Annotated in this window: 19 protein-coding genes; 12 read left to right on the forward strand and 7 right to left on the reverse strand. The window is 63.1% G+C overall.

All coding sequences use genetic code 11. The features are described from left to right. Positions 1-7: 7 nt before the first annotated feature. The 4 genes from NN662_RS16975 to sppA all read right to left on the reverse strand — a co-directional run bounded on the left by NN662_RS16975 (position 8) and on the right by sppA (position 3,771). Positions 8-1,915, reverse strand: a complete 1,908-nt coding sequence (locus NN662_RS16975; RefSeq protein WP_261931401.1) for a glycosyl transferase — start codon at positions 1,913-1,915, stop codon at positions 8-10. A gap of 96 nt (positions 1,916-2,011) precedes the next feature. After that, positions 2,012-2,353 (reverse strand): lipopolysaccharide assembly protein LapA domain-containing protein, encoded by a 342-nt coding sequence (locus NN662_RS16980; RefSeq protein WP_261931402.1) that lies wholly within the window; start codon positions 2,351-2,353, stop codon positions 2,012-2,014. A 118-nt stretch (positions 2,354-2,471) separates the two neighbouring features. Further along, positions 2,472-2,792 (reverse strand): integration host factor subunit beta, encoded by a 321-nt coding sequence (locus NN662_RS16985; RefSeq protein WP_261932007.1) that lies wholly within the window; start codon positions 2,790-2,792, stop codon positions 2,472-2,474. Between the two features lie 34 nt (positions 2,793-2,826). Continuing rightward, positions 2,827-3,771, reverse strand: coding sequence for a signal peptide peptidase SppA (sppA, locus tag NN662_RS16990; RefSeq protein ID WP_261931403.1), 945 nt, complete (start codon positions 3,769-3,771; stop codon positions 2,827-2,829). Between the two features lie 285 nt (positions 3,772-4,056). Between sppA and lptC the strand changes: the two genes are divergently transcribed. The 7 genes from lptC (at position 4,057) to ptsN (ending at position 9,422) form a co-directional block, all read left to right on the forward strand. Further along, complete coding sequence (gene lptC, locus NN662_RS16995; protein WP_261931404.1) at positions 4,057-4,722, forward strand: LPS export ABC transporter periplasmic protein LptC; 666 nt, start codon at positions 4,057-4,059, stop codon at positions 4,720-4,722. Between the two features lie 14 nt (positions 4,723-4,736). Further along, a complete protein-coding gene (locus NN662_RS17000; protein ID WP_261931405.1) occupies positions 4,737-5,300 on the forward strand; it encodes an LptA/OstA family protein in 564 nt (187 codons plus the stop codon). 46 nt (positions 5,301-5,346) lie between these two features. After that, positions 5,347-6,120: an LPS export ABC transporter ATP-binding protein gene (lptB, locus tag NN662_RS17005; RefSeq protein ID WP_261932008.1), complete on the forward strand. Its 774-nt coding sequence runs from the start codon at positions 5,347-5,349 to the stop codon at positions 6,118-6,120. A 191-nt stretch (positions 6,121-6,311) separates the two neighbouring features. Further along, positions 6,312-7,868, forward strand: coding sequence for an RNA polymerase factor sigma-54 (gene rpoN, locus NN662_RS17010; protein ID WP_261931406.1), 1,557 nt, complete (start codon positions 6,312-6,314; stop codon positions 7,866-7,868). 203 nt (positions 7,869-8,071) lie between these two features. Next, on the forward strand, positions 8,072-8,227 hold the full coding sequence (locus tag NN662_RS17015; RefSeq protein ID WP_261931407.1) for a hypothetical protein: 156 nt from the start codon (positions 8,072-8,074) through the stop codon (positions 8,225-8,227). A gap of 69 nt (positions 8,228-8,296) precedes the next feature. Beyond that, positions 8,297-8,872, forward strand: coding sequence for a ribosome hibernation-promoting factor, HPF/YfiA family (hpf, locus tag NN662_RS17020; RefSeq protein WP_261931408.1), 576 nt, complete (start codon positions 8,297-8,299; stop codon positions 8,870-8,872). Positions 8,873-8,957: 85 nt separating this feature from the next. Beyond that, complete coding sequence (gene ptsN, locus NN662_RS17025; RefSeq protein ID WP_261931409.1) at positions 8,958-9,422, forward strand: PTS IIA-like nitrogen regulatory protein PtsN; 465 nt, start codon at positions 8,958-8,960, stop codon at positions 9,420-9,422. A 96-nt stretch (positions 9,423-9,518) separates the two neighbouring features. Here ptsN and grpE read toward each other — a convergent pair whose 3' ends face one another. After that, positions 9,519-10,166, reverse strand: coding sequence for a nucleotide exchange factor GrpE (gene grpE, locus NN662_RS17030; protein WP_261931410.1), 648 nt, complete (start codon positions 10,164-10,166; stop codon positions 9,519-9,521). Positions 10,167-10,277: 111 nt separating this feature from the next. After that, a complete protein-coding gene (hrcA, locus tag NN662_RS17035; RefSeq protein WP_261931411.1) occupies positions 10,278-11,366 on the reverse strand; it encodes a heat-inducible transcriptional repressor HrcA in 1,089 nt (362 codons plus the stop codon). Positions 11,367-11,541: 175 nt separating this feature from the next. Here hrcA and rph point away from each other — a divergent pair, with 175 nt between their 5' ends. The 5 genes from rph to NN662_RS17060 are packed head-to-tail and all read left to right on the forward strand — an operon-like array spanning position 11,542 to position 16,008. Then, a complete protein-coding gene (gene rph, locus NN662_RS17040) occupies positions 11,542-12,264 on the forward strand; it encodes a ribonuclease PH (RefSeq protein ID WP_261931412.1) in 723 nt (240 codons plus the stop codon). Between the two features lie 20 nt (positions 12,265-12,284). Next, positions 12,285-12,707, forward strand: a complete 423-nt coding sequence (locus NN662_RS17045; RefSeq protein WP_261931413.1) for a VOC family protein — start codon at positions 12,285-12,287, stop codon at positions 12,705-12,707. After that, entirely contained in the window at positions 12,707-13,351 is a 645-nt protein-coding gene (gene rdgB, locus NN662_RS17050) for an RdgB/HAM1 family non-canonical purine NTP pyrophosphatase (RefSeq protein WP_261931414.1), read from the forward strand. The genes NN662_RS17045 and rdgB overlap by 1 nt, the downstream gene beginning before the upstream one ends. Continuing rightward, positions 13,351-14,538, forward strand: a complete 1,188-nt coding sequence (hemW, locus tag NN662_RS17055) for a radical SAM family heme chaperone HemW (RefSeq protein ID WP_261931415.1) — start codon at positions 13,351-13,353, stop codon at positions 14,536-14,538. Before rdgB ends, hemW begins: the two co-directional genes overlap by 1 nt. Positions 14,539-14,556: 18 nt before the next feature. Next, entirely contained in the window at positions 14,557-16,008 is a 1,452-nt protein-coding gene (locus NN662_RS17060; protein WP_261931416.1) for a coniferyl aldehyde dehydrogenase, read from the forward strand. A gap of 59 nt (positions 16,009-16,067) precedes the next feature. Here NN662_RS17060 and NN662_RS17065 read toward each other — a convergent pair whose 3' ends face one another. Next, positions 16,068-16,661 (reverse strand): class I SAM-dependent methyltransferase, encoded by a 594-nt coding sequence (locus tag NN662_RS17065; protein ID WP_261931417.1) that lies wholly within the window; start codon positions 16,659-16,661, stop codon positions 16,068-16,070. Positions 16,662-16,768 lie beyond the last annotated feature (107 nt).

Consider the following 16,768-nt stretch of genomic DNA (forward strand, 5'->3'; position numbering starts at 1 on the left):
GCGCCTGTCACCGCGCAAGTTTCGGCACGTCGATGTGGTCTGGCGGCAGCCCGGCCCGGGCGCGTTCCATCATCATCTCGTAGCCGCGCTCCAGATGCCGGGTGAAGCGATCCGTGTCGAAGAGCGACGCGGTCGTGCGGTTGGCTGCGATCCCTTCGCGCAGCTCTGCCCGGCGAGCCGTATCGCCGGAGAGGGCCACCGCAAGATCGCAGAAGCCCGCCGCATCCGCCGCCACCAGCTCCGGCAGGCCGATCGCCTCAAGCAGGCTTTCCGAGACCCGCGACGCAAAGCTCCTTCCCTTGAAGGTTACCAGCGGCGTTCCGGCCCAGAGGATATCGGACGTCGTGGTGTGGCCGTTATAGGGATGCGTGTCGAGGGCCAGATCGACAGCGGCGATACGGCCGAGATAGGCTTCGTAGGCAACGTTGGAGAAGAAGATCAGCCGACCGTCGTCAATTCCCTCGCGACCGAAGGCATCGGCGATATTGCCGCGCGCCAGCGGATCGTTGCAGAGCAGGTAAAGAACCGCATCCGGCACCCGCCGCAGGATCTTGGCCCAGAGCCGCAGCGTCGCATGGGTGATCTTGTGGACCGCGTTGAACGAGCCGAAGACGAAGTGATCCTCCGGCAACCCCAGTTCGGCGCGGGTGACGGCAGCGGGTCGCGGCCGGTTGCGGCTGCCGTTCGACTGGTAGCTGTCCGGCAGCCGGCACAGCTTCTCGCGATAGACGGCCTTGCTTTGATCCGGCGTGACGATCGGATCGGTGATGGCGTAATCGACGTCCATGCCGGTCAGCGGTCCCGGATAGCCGAGATACGTCGCCTTCACCGGCGCATTGGAGCGGTTCAGAATGCCGAGACGGGCGCCGAGCGTGAAGCCCTTGAGATCGACGAGAATGTCGATGCGCTCATTGTCGATGACCGCCGCCGCATCGGCATCGCTCATCTCGCGGACGACGACCACCGCGTCGCGCAGCGTCGAGGGCCAGCGCTCCTGGTAGCGCGCCAGCTCCCTGGAAGTGTAGCAGAAGAGCCGGATCTCGAAGCGCTCCCGGTCATGGCCGAGCAGCACCTCCTCTAACAGGCGCATGGTCGCGTGGCCGTAAAAGTCATTCGAGAGATAGCCGATCCGGATCTTTTCCGCGGCGGCAGACGGCTGGCGGCGAAGGCGCGGAATGTCATCCGGATCGGTCCGGTGCATCACGGAGGTGTCATAGGACGGCTGCGCATGCTCGCGCTCGTCATCGGTCCGCGTAAGGCGGATCAGCGCCAACTCGTATTCGCGCAGCGCGCGGGCGCGCGGGCTGTCTCCCGCCACCGCCGCATCGAATTCGTCGAGCGCCGCAAAGTCGCAGTTCCCCCTCGCCCGTGCGTAACGCACGCTGTTCAACGGAATATTGTCCGGTCGCGTCCGGCAGGCTTCTTTCAGGAAATCGTAGAAGCCGGCCGGATCGGCGAGCGCATGTTCGAATTCGCCGAGCAGCGCGAACTGCTGCGGCCTTTCGAGATCCAGGTCGGCGATGAAGGGTCTGGCCTCGATGAGCCGTCCGGCCTGCTTGAGCGCCGTGGCGAGCTTGGCCAGAAGCGGCTTGTCGTCGCGGTTCGTCGCGCCAACCTCGGCGGCGATTGCCGCCATGTCATCGTAGCGCCCCTCGTCGAAGAAGAGATTGGCGGCGAACTTCAGGAATTCGGCGCGCTTGTCGGCAAAACAGCCCGCGGCCTTCACGAAGGCTTCTGCCGCGGCCTGTCTGCGGCCGAGCTTCAGGCTGGCATTGGCGAGGATGACGAAGAGCATCGGCCGGGCGCCGGCATCGGCCGTTTCCAGGGCCATGCCCGCCGCGTCCACCGCGCCGGCAAAATCGCCCGCGCGGTAGTCAGCCAGCGCCTTTGCCGCCATCGGCGGAGTGTCCGTCATATCACCGCATGCCCCTTGCCATGGCGGCAAGGTCTAGCGGCCGACACTTGCGTGAACCTGCTCGACGGGCGGAAAATGTTGAGAGTGTAGAAACGATCAGTTGCCCGGCAGGGAAAGCGACTGGCCCGCCAGCGATTCCGCCCGCGCCTTGTGCTGGCCGGCTTCCGCCTGCCACTTGACGGCCTCGCGCGCCTCGCGGCGTGCACGCTTGCGATGCTTGCCCTGGCTGACCCATGTGGCGGCAGACCCGACGATCATTCCGAGTATCAGGGCGCAGAACAGGAAAACGAACAGCGGTGCGCTGAGAGAAAGCACCTGATCGGACGGGCGGAAAGGATTGAGCGCCAGCGTGACACTTTCACGGTTGGCAACGGAGAGCAGGATCAAGACGATGCCGAGCGGCACCAGGACGATGATGTTGATCAGCTTTCGCGTCATTCGGCATTCTCCTCGCCAGTTTCGGCACAGACTGGCATGCATTTCCGGCAAAATATGGGGCGAAGCGAGCGTTCCGCAAGTGCGTCATGCGGATTTTGCCGTCTTGCGCCCGGCCGGATCAATCCTCGTCTTCATCGTCCTCGTCGTCATCCATCATGCCGTCGGCATTCAGGCGCTCGCGCAGTTCCTTGCCGGTCTTGAAGAAGGGAACCCACTTTTCCTCGACGAACACGCTTTCGCCGGTGCGCGGGTTGCGGCCCGATCGGGACGGGCGGTTCTTGACGGAAAACGCACCGAAGCCGCGCAGCTCGACCCGGTTGCCGGCCGCCAGCGCGTCGGTAATTTCGTCCAGCACGGCATTGACGATATTTTCGACATCGCGGTGATATAGGTGCGGATTGCGCGCAGCGACGATCTGCACCAGCTCGGATTTGATCACAACGTCCCCCATTCAAAATTCTTTTTTCGGCCGCTCAGGGCCGCCAGTACGACGTCAACCCGTCAACCAGCAAGTGTTCTCCGGCACCAGCCGACAATTTGTCGCGTCCGGCTAAGTCACCATAACCAAGCAAATTAATCAATGTGGAAAGTGCTCTGGGCAGTGTGAAGCCGGAAATGCCCTCACTCGCCTGCCAGTCGATCATCGGCAGGTCCGAAGACACACCTCTGGTTTCAAGATAGGCGCGGATTTCCTCGTCGCCGCCGAGTTCGTCGACCAGCTTCAGCTTCAGCGCCTGGCGGCCGGAAAAGATGCGTCCGTCGGCAATGTTCACCGCCTCGTCATGCGAGAAGCCGCGCCGTTCAGCCACGAGGTCGACGAACCAGTCATAGCTGTCGAGGATGAGGTCGCGCACCACACCCTTGGCATCTTCGCTCGGCGGATGGAAGGGGGACGGCTCGGCCTTCAGCGGCGCCGACTTGATCTCCTCGAGGGACACGCCGATCTTGTCGAGCAGATCCTTGACCTGCGGATACTGGAAGATGACGCCGATCGAGCCGGTGATCGACGTCTCGCCGGCAAAGATGCGGTCGCCGGCGACCGCGATCATGTAGGCGGCCGATGCCGCCGTCGTCCGGATATCGGAGACGACCGGCTTGACCGCCGCGATGCGGCGAAGCGCCTTGTAGACCTTTTCGCCGCCATAGGTGGTGCCGCCGTTCGACGAAATAGACACGACCACCGCCTTGACCGCGTCGCTCTCCTCGATGCGCGCGAGCCGCGCCAGGAGCTCCTCGTCATCGGTAATGAGGCCGGTGACGCTGACGCGGGCGACCTGCGGCGCCGAGCCGATCCGCTCGTCATTGGCCATAAAATAGGCCGAAAAGCCGCCGATGAGAATGAGCGCGGCGACGACGAGCCTCCAGAAGCCCAGCTTGCGGCGAAGTGACCGGCGGTCGGCGATTGCGGATTGGTCCATGGGAGAATACATGCCTTCTGCCGGAATATGTCGGTTTGTGCCGCACCACTGGCGCCACGCGGTTGCATATGGCAGGAAAGAAACCATATTGGCAATCAGCTGTCTTGATGGCATGTGTGCCGAAAGGTCTGCGCCTGCCGGGAATCAGTGAATTGCGCTGTATTGATCAAATCTGACCAAGCCGGTCACCGCGCGCAATGCAATTGATTTGCGTTATATTGTGTTATTACTTTAATGTCAGGACGGGTGTTCTGACTATTCGATTGTTGGGAAAGTCTGGGATTCATGCTTGATAGCGTGCAGAAGCCGGCATACGGCGCCGGCCTGGCGAAGGCTCAGGCCGCGTACAATCGCGGCATTCGTCATTCGCGCCGTGTGCGCTGGCTGAAGGTCCTGCTGCCGCTGGCCGCCCTTATCGTCTCGGGCGCCTTCGTCGCCGTCGCCGTCGTGCGCAGCTACCTGCCGGACAATATCAAGATCGCCGCCGCCACCATCGAAAACGGCATGGTGGTGATGGAAAAGCCGGCGATCTCCGGACGCAACCGGATGGGCATTCTTTATTCCATGACCGCCGCAAGGGCGTTGCAGCCGATCAAGGATTCCAACACCATCAAGCTTGAGGACATCCACGCCTCGATGCCGATGAATGCCGACACGATGGCCGACGTGGTCGCCAAGTCCGCCACATATGACCGCAAGGCGGATGACCTGACCGTCGAGGAGCCGTTCACCATCACCCTGTCGAACGGTGTGACGGCGCGCTTCCAGTCGGGCTTCCTAGACGTCAATGGCGGACATCTGGTGACCGACAAGCCGGTTTCGATTACGGCAAATGGCGCATCGATTGATGCCGATTCTCTTGATATGTCGGATAACGGCCGCGTCATCAAATTTACCGGCCATGTCCGTATGAATGTAAGCCCGGACGCTCTGCGAAAGACCCAAAAGTGAAAGATGGAAATCCGATGAATGTAGGCCGAGTGAAGAAATTTGGTTGCCTGGTGACATCTTTCGCGCTCGCCGCGAGCCTGTCGACGGGAGCGCTGGCGCAATCGACGCAGATGGAGGGCATGAAGCTTTCCAACGATCAGCCGATCCAGATCGAGAGCGACCAGCTCGAGGTCCACGACCAGTCCAGTTCCGCCGTGTTCACGGGCAATGTCAACGTCGTGCAGGGCACGACGACGCTGAAAGCCGGCAAGATGACCGTCTACTACGTCAAACAGGGACAGTCTTCCGGCAACGCCGCATCGGTCGCCTCCGGCAATGCCGACATCGACAAGATCGACGTCTCCGACAATGTCTTCCTCAGTTCCGAGACGCAGCAGGCGACCGCCGACACCGGTCACTTCGACATGCAGGCGCAGACCTTCGTGCTGCAGGGCAAGCAGGTCGTCCTGTCGCAGGGCCAGAATGTCTTCGTCGGCTGCAAGCTGACCGTTCACATGCAGACGGGGGAAGCCAAGCTGGATGCCTGTGGCGGGCGGGTGAAGATCCAGCTCGACCCGAAATCCAAGCAGAAGCCGTAACAGGACCCACCCACCCGTGACGAAGCCCTTCAACCCCAACAAAGAGATGGCCGCATCCATGAAGCAGGCCGCAACGCAGTCGGACAAGTCCCGCTATGAAGGAACGCTGATTGCCCGCGGCCTGACGAAGGCCTACCGCAACCGCCGCGTCGTCAATGGCGTGTCGCTGGTGGTGCGGCGCGGCGAGGCCGTCGGTCTGCTCGGCCCGAACGGCGCCGGCAAGACGACCTGCTTCTACATGATCACCGGCCTCGTGCCGGTCGACGAGGGGCGCATCGAGCTCGACGGCAATGACGTGACCTCGATGCCGATGTACCGCCGCGCCCGTCTCGGCGTCGGCTACCTGCCGCAGGAAGCCTCGATCTTTCGCGGCCTGACCGTCGAGCAGAACATCAACGCCATTCTCGAAATGCATGTGAAGAACAAGCACGAGCGGGCCGAAAAGTTGAATTCGCTGCTCGCCGAGTTCCACATCGACAATCTGCGCAAGTCGCCGGCCGTGGCGCTTTCGGGCGGCGAACGGCGCCGTCTTGAAATCGCCCGGGCACTGGCCACCGATCCGGCCTTCATGCTGCTGGACGAACCCTTTGCCGGCGTCGATCCGATCTCGGTCGCCGACATCCAGAACCTCGTTCGTCACCTGACGGCGCGCGGCATCGGCGTCCTGATCACCGACCACAATGTGCGTGAAACGCTCGGGCTCATCGACCGCGCCTACATCATCCATGCCGGCGAGGTGCTGACGCACGGCCGGGCCGATGAAGTCGTGGGCAATGCGGAAGTCCGCCGCCTCTACCTCGGCGACAAGTTCAGCCTCTAGCCTGCCCCTCCCCCGGCCATCTGGCATCGCCGAAACCCCTCAAACAGCGATGCGGCCGGGCGAAATTAATCTTAAGATATCATGACGCTTGACCTCGGCCTGCAAAAAAGCAATTTTTGGGCCAGATGGATATTGCCTGCAAAAGAGGCAGGCGGTGTCCCGATCTGATCCGAGGGAGTTCAGCGTCCGCCATGGCACTATCGGCCAGCCTTCATCTGCGACAAAGCCAGTCCCTGGTGATGACGCCGCAATTGATGCAGTCGATCCAGCTCTTGCAGATGAACCATTTCGAGCTGACGCAATTCATCGCCCAGGAAGTCGAAAAGAACCCCCTTCTCGAAATCGCCGATGACGACCCGTCGGACCGGACGCCCGACCGGGAGCGCGATGCCTCCGAGGCCGCCGAAGCGGATGCGCGCGCGCAAGCCGCCGATTCCGAGCCTTCGGGCGACTGGTTCGAGCATGGCGCCACGGGCGGCACGGGCCGGCTCAACGACCAGCTCGACAGCAATTTCGACGAGGCCATGTCCGATGACAGCGGGCCGCGCAAGGCCGAAGCGCCCGGCCTCATCGACCAGTGGAAATCGATGCCGGGCTCATCCGAAGGCTCGGAGGGCTACGACCTCGAGGATTTCGTCGCCGGTCAGGTTTCGCTGCGCGAGCACCTCAGCCAGCAGATCCCCTTCGTGCTGACCACGCCGCGCGAGCGCATCGCCGCCGACCACATGGTCGATTTGCTCGATGATGCCGGCTACCTGCAGGAAAGCACGGACTCAATCGCCGAGCGGCTCGGCATGGAACTGTCCTTTATCGAAAAGGTGCTGGCCGGACTGCAGACGCTCGATCCGCCCGGCATCTTCGCCCGCTCGCTCAGCGAATGCCTGGCGATCCAGCTGAAACTGCTCGACCGCTACGATCCGGCCATGGAAGCCTTCGTCGTCAACCTCGATCTTCTGGCGCGCCGCGACTTCGCGTCGCTAAAGAAGATCTGCGGCGTCGACGAGGAAGACCTGATCGACATGCTGTCGGAGATCCGCAAGCTCAATCCGAAGCCGGCGAGCAATTTCGACCGCAATCCGGTCGAGGCGATCGTGCCGGACGTCATCGTCCGCGAAGCCGCCTCCGGCGGCTGGGCGATCGAACTCAATCCCGAGACGCTACCGCGCGTGCTCGTCAATCAGGGCTATTATGCCGAGGTGTCGAAGGGCCGCGCCTGCAAGAGCGAGGACCAGGCGTTCCTGTCGGAATGCCTGCAGAACGCCAACTGGCTGACCCGCAGCCTCGACCAGCGGGCCCGCACCATCATGAAGGTGGCGAGCGAAATCATCCGCCAGCAGGACGGTTTCCTGACGCACGGCGTCGATGCCCTGCGGCCGCTGAATTTGAAGACCGTCGCCGACGCCATCAAGATGCATGAATCGACCGTCAGCCGCGTCACGTCCAACAAGTACATGCTGACGCCGCGAGGCCTGTTCGAGCTCAAATACTTCTTCACCGTCTCGATCGGTTCCTCCGAGGGCGGCGACAATCATTCGGCCGAAGCGGTCAGAAACCGCATCAAGGTGATGATCGCGCAGGAAGCCCCGGACGCGGTCCTCTCCGACGACGATATCGTCGAACGGCTGAAGGGCAGCGGCATCGATCTCGCCCGCCGCACGGTCGCCAAATACCGGGAGGCGATGAACATCCCCTCCTCCGTTCAGCGCCGCCGCGAAAAGCGGGCGATGGCCAAGGTCTCGGGCTTCTGACTATCCACACCCCCGGCGATTGCGGGGGAAAAAGTTAACGGAAAGTGTTGACTTCCAAGGGGTGCAGCGCTAGAAGCCGCCCGCACTTGGGACGCTGACGGCATATCGCCGCAGCCGCTGTGGATCCAGCTGAAAAGGAAGTCCGCGACGCTCGAATGCGAAGATTTTTGCGCTCCCGGCGCTGCTTGTCTGCCTGAAAGGGGATGAGCGAAAGCCGAACCGGAGCATCGGTCAAGCGACTGCCAGGGCGGAAAGCCGGTACGTTTGATGCGATCGTCTCGACAAGACCCGCAAAACTCCTCGAATTCGAATGGCTGGTCATCGTCGGTAAAGCATCGATCAATGACCTGTTCGCTTGAAACGCTTGGATGAGACCGCCGCTTGGCGTAAACTGATACCCGCAAATCAGCATAAGAAGGAAACAATCCATGAGTATGCGTGTATCCGGTAAACATATGGAAATTGGCGATTCTTTCCGTCAACGGATTACAGGTCAGATCGGGGAGGCGATCGAGAAGTATTTCGACGGCGGTTTTTCGGGCCAGGTGACGGTTGAGAAGTCGTCCTCCCGCTTCGCAGCGGATTGCCGGCTTCATCTCGACAGTGGCGTCGTCCTGCACGCGGCAGGTCAGGCCAACAGCCCCGAGGCAGCGTTCGACGCGGCCGCGGAACGGATCGAAAAGCGCCTTCGCCGCTACAAGCGGAAACTCAAGGATCATCACGCAGGCAACAATCAGAACGGCACCGCTGAAATCTCCTACACGGTGATGGACGCTGTTCCGGAAGAGCACGAAGAGCTTCCGGAAGATTTCGCGCCGACGATCGTTGCCGAGAGCAGCAAGCAGATCAGAACCATGTCGGTGGCGACCGCCGTCATGGCGCTGGACATGACCGACGAGCCGGTCTTCATTTTCCGCAGCCCGGGCAAGGAAGACCTGAACATCGTCTACCGTCGTCAGGACGGCAATATCGGCTGGATTGACGCAGCCACCATCAAGAGTTGAAATCAGGACAGCCCGGCAGGCAAAGAACCCGTTAACTGGCACCCGCCGGGCTCTCCTCCCTTCATGCGGCACGAAGGAACATTAAATGGCATTGGCAGACCTTCTGCAGACAGATGCGGTCATCCCCTCGATGAGGGCTCATTCGAAAAAGCAGTTGCTTCAGGAACTGGCTTCCAAGGCCTCCAAGATCACCGGCATTCCGGAGCGGGAAATCTTTGACGTCATCCTGCAACGCGAGCGTCTGGGATCCACCGGCGTCGGCCATGGCATCGCCATTCCGCACGGCAAGCTGACCAGCATCAAGTCGATCGTCGGCGTGTTCGCGCGTCTGGAAACACCGGTCGACTTCGAAGCGCTGGACGACCAGCCGGTCGACCTCGTCTTCCTTCTTCTGGCCCCGGAAGGCGCCGGCGCGGACCACCTCAAGGCGCTGTCGCGCATCGCCCGCATCCTGCGCGACCAGGATCTCGTCGCCAAGCTGCGCGCAACCGACAGCGCCTCGGCGATCTATACCTTCCTCAACGAGGAAGAAGCCTCCAACGCCGCCTGATCCTTTTTGCAGGCACCAATGAAAAAGCCGCCGGACGTCATGGACGCCGGCGGCTTTCTTGTATCGAATTCCCGGATCTGACCGGAAGGTGCGCCCTCAGGCGTCCTTTTCGTTGACGGCCTCGGTACCCGGCTCGACCGTAACGGTTTCCGGCTTCGGGCCGCCTTTGGCGACGCCGACCATGGCCGGGCGCAGCACGCGCTCGCCGATCGTGTAGCCGGCCTGGACGACCTGGATGACGGTGTTGTTCGGCACGTTCGGATTGGGAACCTCGAACATCGCCTGGTGGAAGTTCGGGTCGAACTTCTCGCCTTCGCATTCGATCTTCTTGACGCCGTGACGCTCCAGCGCGGAAAGCATCGAGCGCTCGGTCATGTCGACGCCTTCGACCAGCGCCTTCAGGCCGGCATCGGCGCTTTCAAGAACTTCGGCCGGAACGGCATCGAGCGCGCGGCGCAAGTTGTCCGATACGGCGAGCATGTCGCGAGCAAAGCCAGCGACCGAATAGGAACGGGCATCCTTGACGTCGCGCTCGGTACGGCGGCGCAGGTTTTCCATCTCGGCTGCGAGGCGCAGCATGCGGTCGCGAAGGTCGAGGTTTTCGGCCTGCAGCTGTTCGATCGGATCGGGCGCCCGCGTTTCCGCTTCGGCTGCGCCGGCTGCGTCCTGCTCCTTGGAAGCGTCGGTTTCAGCTGCGGCCTCTGCGGCGGTGTCAGGGCCGTTCTTCTTCATTTCATCGGTCATGACGATCTCCGGATAGGTCATTTCATGTCGTGCCCGATATCGAGGTTCACGGCCGAAAAATCAAGGCTTGCGTGCGATGGCCGGCCGGAAATCCGTCGTTTTCGGGATTGTCTAGCGCCCCGAGCGGGCGAGCCGTGCCATCAGCTGCGCGGTGTAGTCGACCATGGGGACGACGCGCGCGTAATTGAGCCGCGTCGGGCCAATCACGCCGACCGCGCCGACGATCCGCTCGTCGGCATCGCGGAAGGGCGCGACGATCAGCGAGGAACCGGACAGCGAGAACAGCTTGTTTTCCGAGCCGATGAAGATGCGCACGCCCGACCCGGTTTCGGCGAGACTCATGATCTCGATCAGGCTGTCCTTCTTTTCCAGATCATCGAAGAGCATGCGCAGCCGGTCGATGTCCTCGACGCCGCCCACGCCCTCTAGCAGGTTGGCGCGGCCGCGCACCACGAGCTGGGCCGGCTTGCCCTCCTCGCCCGATCCGGACCACACCGCAAGGCCGCGGCTGACGAGATCCTGCGACAGCGTATCGAGCTCGCGGCGCACCTCGTCCTTCAGCGCCTCCAGCTGTCGGCGCAATTCGGCGAGTGTGCGGCCCGTCATGTGGGCATTCATGAAATTGGCCGCCTCGGTCAGCTGCGAGGTGGTGATACCGGAGGGCAGATCGATGATGCGGTTTTCCACCTGCCCCTGCTCGCCGACCAGCACGGCCAGCGCCTTGGTCGGTTCCAGCCTGATGAATTCGACGTGCTTCAAGACCGGATCGGCCTTAGAGGTGATCACCAGTCCGGCGCCGCGCGACATGCCCGACAGCATCTGGCTGGCATCGTTGAGCAGGGTTTCGACCGAGTGATCGGCATGGCCGGTGCCCATGTGGCGGTCGATCGAGGCGCGGTCGTCCTCCGACAGGTCGCCGATCTGCATGAAGGCGTCGACGAAGAAGCGCAGGCCGAGCTGCGTCGGCAGACGTCCGGCGCTGATATGCGGGGAGTAGACGAGACCAAGTTCCTCCAGATCGCTCATCACGTTGCGCACGGAGGCCGGCGACAGCGACATCGGCAGGAGACGCGAGAGATTGCGGGATCCCAGAGGCTCGCCGCTCTCCAGGTAGCTCTCCACGATCCGCCGGAAAATCTCCTTCGAACGATCGTCCAGTGCGGTGACGGCGTCCTTGTCCGGTTTGCCAGGAAAACTCATCTGATGCGCGATATCCATCACAGTTCAACTCTGACCGAAAATATAGTCGTTCCGTTTTGCAAGACAAACCGGAAAATCGCCCGCGGCCCCGGAAGTCGCGCCTCTTTCTCGCTTTTTCTTTGCAAAACGGCCGGGCGGGCCGTAGAAGGCTGACCAAAGAACAGGGAGATACCTCATGCGTCCATCCGGCCGGAAAACAGATCAAATGCGCGCCGTCAGCTTCGAGCGCAATTTCACCAAGCACGCGGAAGGCTCCTGCCTGGTGAGGTTCGGCGATACGCATGTTCTGTGCACCGCCAGCCTTGAAGAAAAAGTACCGGGCTGGATGCGCAATTCCGGCAAGGGCTGGGTCACGGCCGAATACGGCATGCTGCCGCGCTCCACCGGCGAGCGCATGCGCCGCGAGGCGACCGCCGGCAAGCAGGGCGGCCGCACGCAGGAAATCCAGCGCCTGATCGGCCGCTCCTTGCGCGCCGTCATCGATCTCGAAGCGCTCGGCGAGCGCCAGATCACCGTCGACTGCGACGTCATCCAGGCCGATGGCGGCACCCGCACGGCGTCGATCACCGGCGGCTGGATCGCCCTTTACGACTGCCTGAAGTGGATGGAAGCGCGCAACATGATCAAGACCGATCGCGTGCTGATCGATCATGTCGCCGCCATCTCCTGCGGCATCTTCGCCAATCAGCCGGTCATCGACCTCGACTATCTGGAAGACTCCGCCGCCGAAACCGACGCCAACTTCGTCATGACCGGCAAGGGCGGCATCGTCGAAATCCAGGGCACGGCGGAAGGCAAGCCGTTCTCGGACGAGGAATTCCTGACCCTGATGGGCCTCGCCAAGACCGGCATTGCCGATCTCGTCTCGCTGCAGAAGCAGGCGGTCGGCGCAGCCTGAGGCTGAGCGTCCCGGAGATCATGACGAACGCGATTGCCGCCATACTGGAAACAGCCCTCTACGCCCGTGATCTCGACGCGGCGGAGGCGTTTTATGGCGGCATCCTCGGCCTAGAGACAATCACACGGGTGGCGGACCGGCACGTCTTCTTTCGCTGCGGCGACGGCATCCTGCTGGTCTTCAATCCGGACGAGACGGCCAAGCCCGCCGCGCCGGATCGTCTGCCGGTGCCGGCGCATGGCACGAACGGTCCGGGGCATGCCTGCTTCCGCGTTGCCGGCGACCGGATGGACGGATTGCGGGCGCATCTGGAAGAGGCCGGCGTTACAATCGAGGCCGATTTTTGCTGGCCGAACGGCGCGCGGTCGATCTACTTTCGCGATCCGGCCGGCAACAGCCTTGAATGCGCCGAACCGAAACTATGGGGACTAGAGCAGGACTGATGCGCAAACTCGACCAGAAGACGATCGTCGTCGCCAGCCACAATGCCGGCAAGATCCGCGAAATCGAGGACCTGATCGGCCCGTTCGGCTTCAATGCCAGCTCGGCCGCCGCGCTCGACTTTCCGGTCCCCGACGAAACCGGCACGACCTTTGAGGAAAATGCCGCGATCAAGGCGCTTGCCTCGGCGAAGGCCTCCGGCCTGCCGGCGCTCTCCGATGATTCCGGCCTCGTCGTCGACGCGCTCGACGGCGCGCCGGGCGTCTACACCGCCGACTGGGCCGAAAAGCCCGACGGCAGCGGCCGCGACTTCATGATGGCGATGGAGAAGGTCGAAAAGGCGCTCGAGGACAAGGGCGCCGCCGCCGATCAGCGCACCGCCCGCTTCGTCTCCGTGCTCTGCCTTGCCTGGCCGGACGGGCATACGGAGATGTTCCGCGGCGAAGTGGACGGCGTGATCGTCTGGCCGCCGCGCGGCAGCCGCGGCTTCGGCTACGACCCGATCTTCCAGCCCGAGGGCCATGAGCGCACCTTCGGCGAGATGGAGGCCGAGGAAAAGCACGGTTGGAAGCCAGGCGACGCTGAAGCCCTGTCGCACCGCGCCCGAGCCTTCAAGCTGTTCGTCGAAACCTGCCTGGAGGCCTGATGGCATTGATAGATGCATATGCCGGACTGCTGCCCGATACCGGCGATCCGGGTTTCGGCGTCTATCTCCATTGGCCGTTCTGCGCGGCCAAATGCCCCTATTGCGACTTCAACAGCCATGTGCGCCACCAGCCGGTGGACCAGGAACGTTTCGCCGCCGCCTTTCTGAAGGAAATGGCGACCATGCGGCAGATGAGCGGTCCGCGCACCGTCACCTCCATCTTTCTTGGCGGCGGCACGCCATCGCTGATGCAGCCGAAAACGGTCGAGACCATCCTGGATGGCATTGCCCGCGAATGGCATGTGCCGGGCGGCATCGAGATCACCATGGAGGCCAATCCGTCGAGCGTCGAAGCCGAGCGCTTCCGGGGCTACCGGGCCGCCGGCGTCAATCGCGTCTCGCTCGGCGTCCAGGCGCTGAACGACACCGACCTGAAATTCCTCGGCCGGCTGCACGATGTCGCCGATGCGCTGAAGGCGATCCGGCTGGCGCGCGAAATCTTCCCGCGCATGTCGTTCGATCTCATCTATGCCCGCCCCAACCAGACGGTCAACGCCTGGGAGCAGGAGCTCAGGCAAGCGATTTCCTATGCCGTCGACCATCTGTCGCTCTACCAGCTGACGATCGAGGAAGGCACGCCCTTCTACGGGCTGCACAAGGCCGGCAAGCTGATCGTGCCGGACGGCGACCAGTCGGCCCTGCTCTATGAAGCGACCCAGGCGATCACCGCCGACGAGGGGCTGCCGGCCTACGAGGTTTCCAACCATGCAAGGCCGGGCGCCGAAAGCCGCCACAACCTCACCTACTGGCGCTACGGCGACTATGCCGGCATCGGCCCCGGGGCGCATGGCCGCCTCAAGACCGGCAGCCGCAAGACCGCGACCAGCACGGAGCGCAATCCGGAAGCCTGGCTGCAACTCGTCGAGACGCAGGGCCACGGCATGATCGACCAGGAGCTTCTCGGATACGAGGAGCAGGCCGACGAATTGCTGCTGATGGGCCTGCGCCTGCGCGAAGGTGTCGATCTCGCCCGCTGGCAGATGCTGTCGGGCCGCGATCCCGATCCGAAGCGCGAGGCCACGCTCCTCGAGCACGGCTTCATCGAGCGGATCGGCAATTCGCGCCTCAGATGCACCCCTTCGGGCATGCTGGTGCTCGACGCGGTGGTGGCGGATCTCGCCTGCTGACGCGAAAGGAAGAGGCCGATGCCGGAACAGGATCCCTCGCATAGCGCCGCGCACCAGAGCGTCCCGCCTGCGACGGACAGGCTTACCGCCGTGCTCACCCTCCAGAAGCGCGCGCATCAAGCAGACATGTATCCCGCGCTTCAAACGCGGCGTGATCGCCTGGACAGACTTGACCGCATGCTGGCAGAGCACGGCGAGCGCTTCAGCCGTGCCATCGACGCCGATTTTGGCGGGCGGTCCGGAATTGTCAGCTCGTTGACGGAAATCGTCACCAGCCGGGCTGCGATCCGCCACGCGAAGCGCCACCTGAAGGCCTGGATGAAGCCGCGCAAGGCATCCGTCAGCTGGACGTCTCGGCCGAGCAGGGCCTTTATCCTGACCCAACCGCTCGGCGCCGTCGGCATCATCGGTCCCTGGAACTACCCTTTGCTGCTGCTCCTCGGCCCGCTTGCAGGCGCGTTGGCTGCCGGCAACAGGGCGATGCTGAAGCCCTCCGAGCTCACTCCGGCCTTTGCCGAGGTGCTGAAGGCTGCCGTCGCGGCCACGTTCAGCGAAGGCGAGGTCGCGGTTATCACCGGCGACGTGTCGGTCGCGCAGGCCTTTGCCGCGCTGCCGTTCGATCATCTCGTCTTTACCGGCTCCACGGCGGTCGGACGCAAGGTGGCAGAAGCCGCCGCGCGCAACCTGACGCCGGTTACTCTCGAACTCGGAGGCAAATCCCCGGCCATCGTCGACCGCTCCGCCAACCTCGAACTGGCAGCAGAGCGGATCGCCTGGGGCAAGCTGATCAATTCCGGGCAGACCTGCGTGGCACCCGACTACGCGCTGGTCCAACGCGACGTGCTCGCCGATTTCCTGCAGCTCTTCAAGGCGGAAGTCGCCAGGCAATATCGGACATTCGAGGGCAATCCGGATTATACCAGCATCATCAACGATCGGCATTTCGACCGGCTGAACGGACTTCTCGAGGACGCCCGCGCCATCGGCGGAGAGGTCGAAGTCCTGGGAGACGCACCGTCCCGGGAGCAACGCATATTTCCGCCGGCGATAATCGCCAATGCGAAGCCCGGCATGGCTGTCATGCAGGAGGAGATTTTCGGCCCGATCCTGCCCGTCATTGCCTATGATACCGCCGACGATGCCATCGCTCTGGTCAATGCCGGCGACAGGCCCCTGTCGCTCTACTGGTTTGGAACGGACAAGGCGGTCGAGGAGCGTATCCTCAAGCACACGCTTGCAGGCGGCGTCACCATCAACGGCACGATCCTGCATCTGGCGCAGGACGGACTGCCCTTCGGAGGGGTCGGCGCATCTGGAAACGGCCATTATCACGGCGAGTACGGGTTCAGGGCGCTGTCGAAGGAAAAACCCGTCTTCCGGCAATCCCGTTTGTCGGCAATGCCGCTGCTCTATCCGCCCTACGGCCGCCTCGCCCGCCTCATCATCCGCCTGCTCAACCGCCTTGCCTGACGCCTAACGCCTTGACGGGGACACCGGTACGGCCTTCCCAATGCCATGAGGGACCGCCCTCAAGCCTTCACCGCCGTCACATGCAGCCACTCGGTCGGCAGGCCGTCATAGCCGCCGCCCGCTCTGGCATCGACCTCGATGGCGCCGAGGCCGACTGCCTCATAGGTGCTTTGCAGATATTCCACCGACGGATTGTTGTAGTATCGGCCGAAGCGGTCGATCGTCTCGTCCGCCGCCGTCTTGTAGCTCGCGTAGAACAGGCCGCCGGCCTTCAGCGCCCGCGCGATGCGGCCGATGACATCCGGCAGTCCAGTCCGCGGCACGTGCAGTAGGCAAGCGTTCGCCCAGACCGCGTCGAAACAGGCGACATCCGAAAGAGCGTCGAACGGCAACACGCCCACCGCAACACCCAGCCGCCTCTCGGCTTCGGCGGCCATTTCTGCCGTGCCGTCGGTTGGCCTTACGTCGATCCCGCGCGCCAGCATGTGGGCGCTGTCATGGCCTGCGCCGCAGCCGAGTTCGAGCACGCGGGCGCCTTCCGGCAGGCGGTCGATGAAGGCATCCAGACGCCCAAAGTCGCGCCGTTCCGTATCCGCGGCGTACCGGGCGGCATTCTGTGCGTAGAAGCGGTCGGTTGAATGATCGTCGGTCATCACGCCTTCAATCATATAGAAGCAGTAGCGTCCACAAATCTTGTAGGGCAAGGACAATGTTTGCGAAAGCCGAGCGCTCTGTCCTTCAGACGACACGAAGGTTGCCC

The sequence above is a fragment of the Rhizobium sp. NRK18 genome, assembly GCF_024385575.1.
Taxonomy (GTDB): domain Bacteria; phylum Pseudomonadota; class Alphaproteobacteria; order Rhizobiales; family Rhizobiaceae; genus JANFMV01.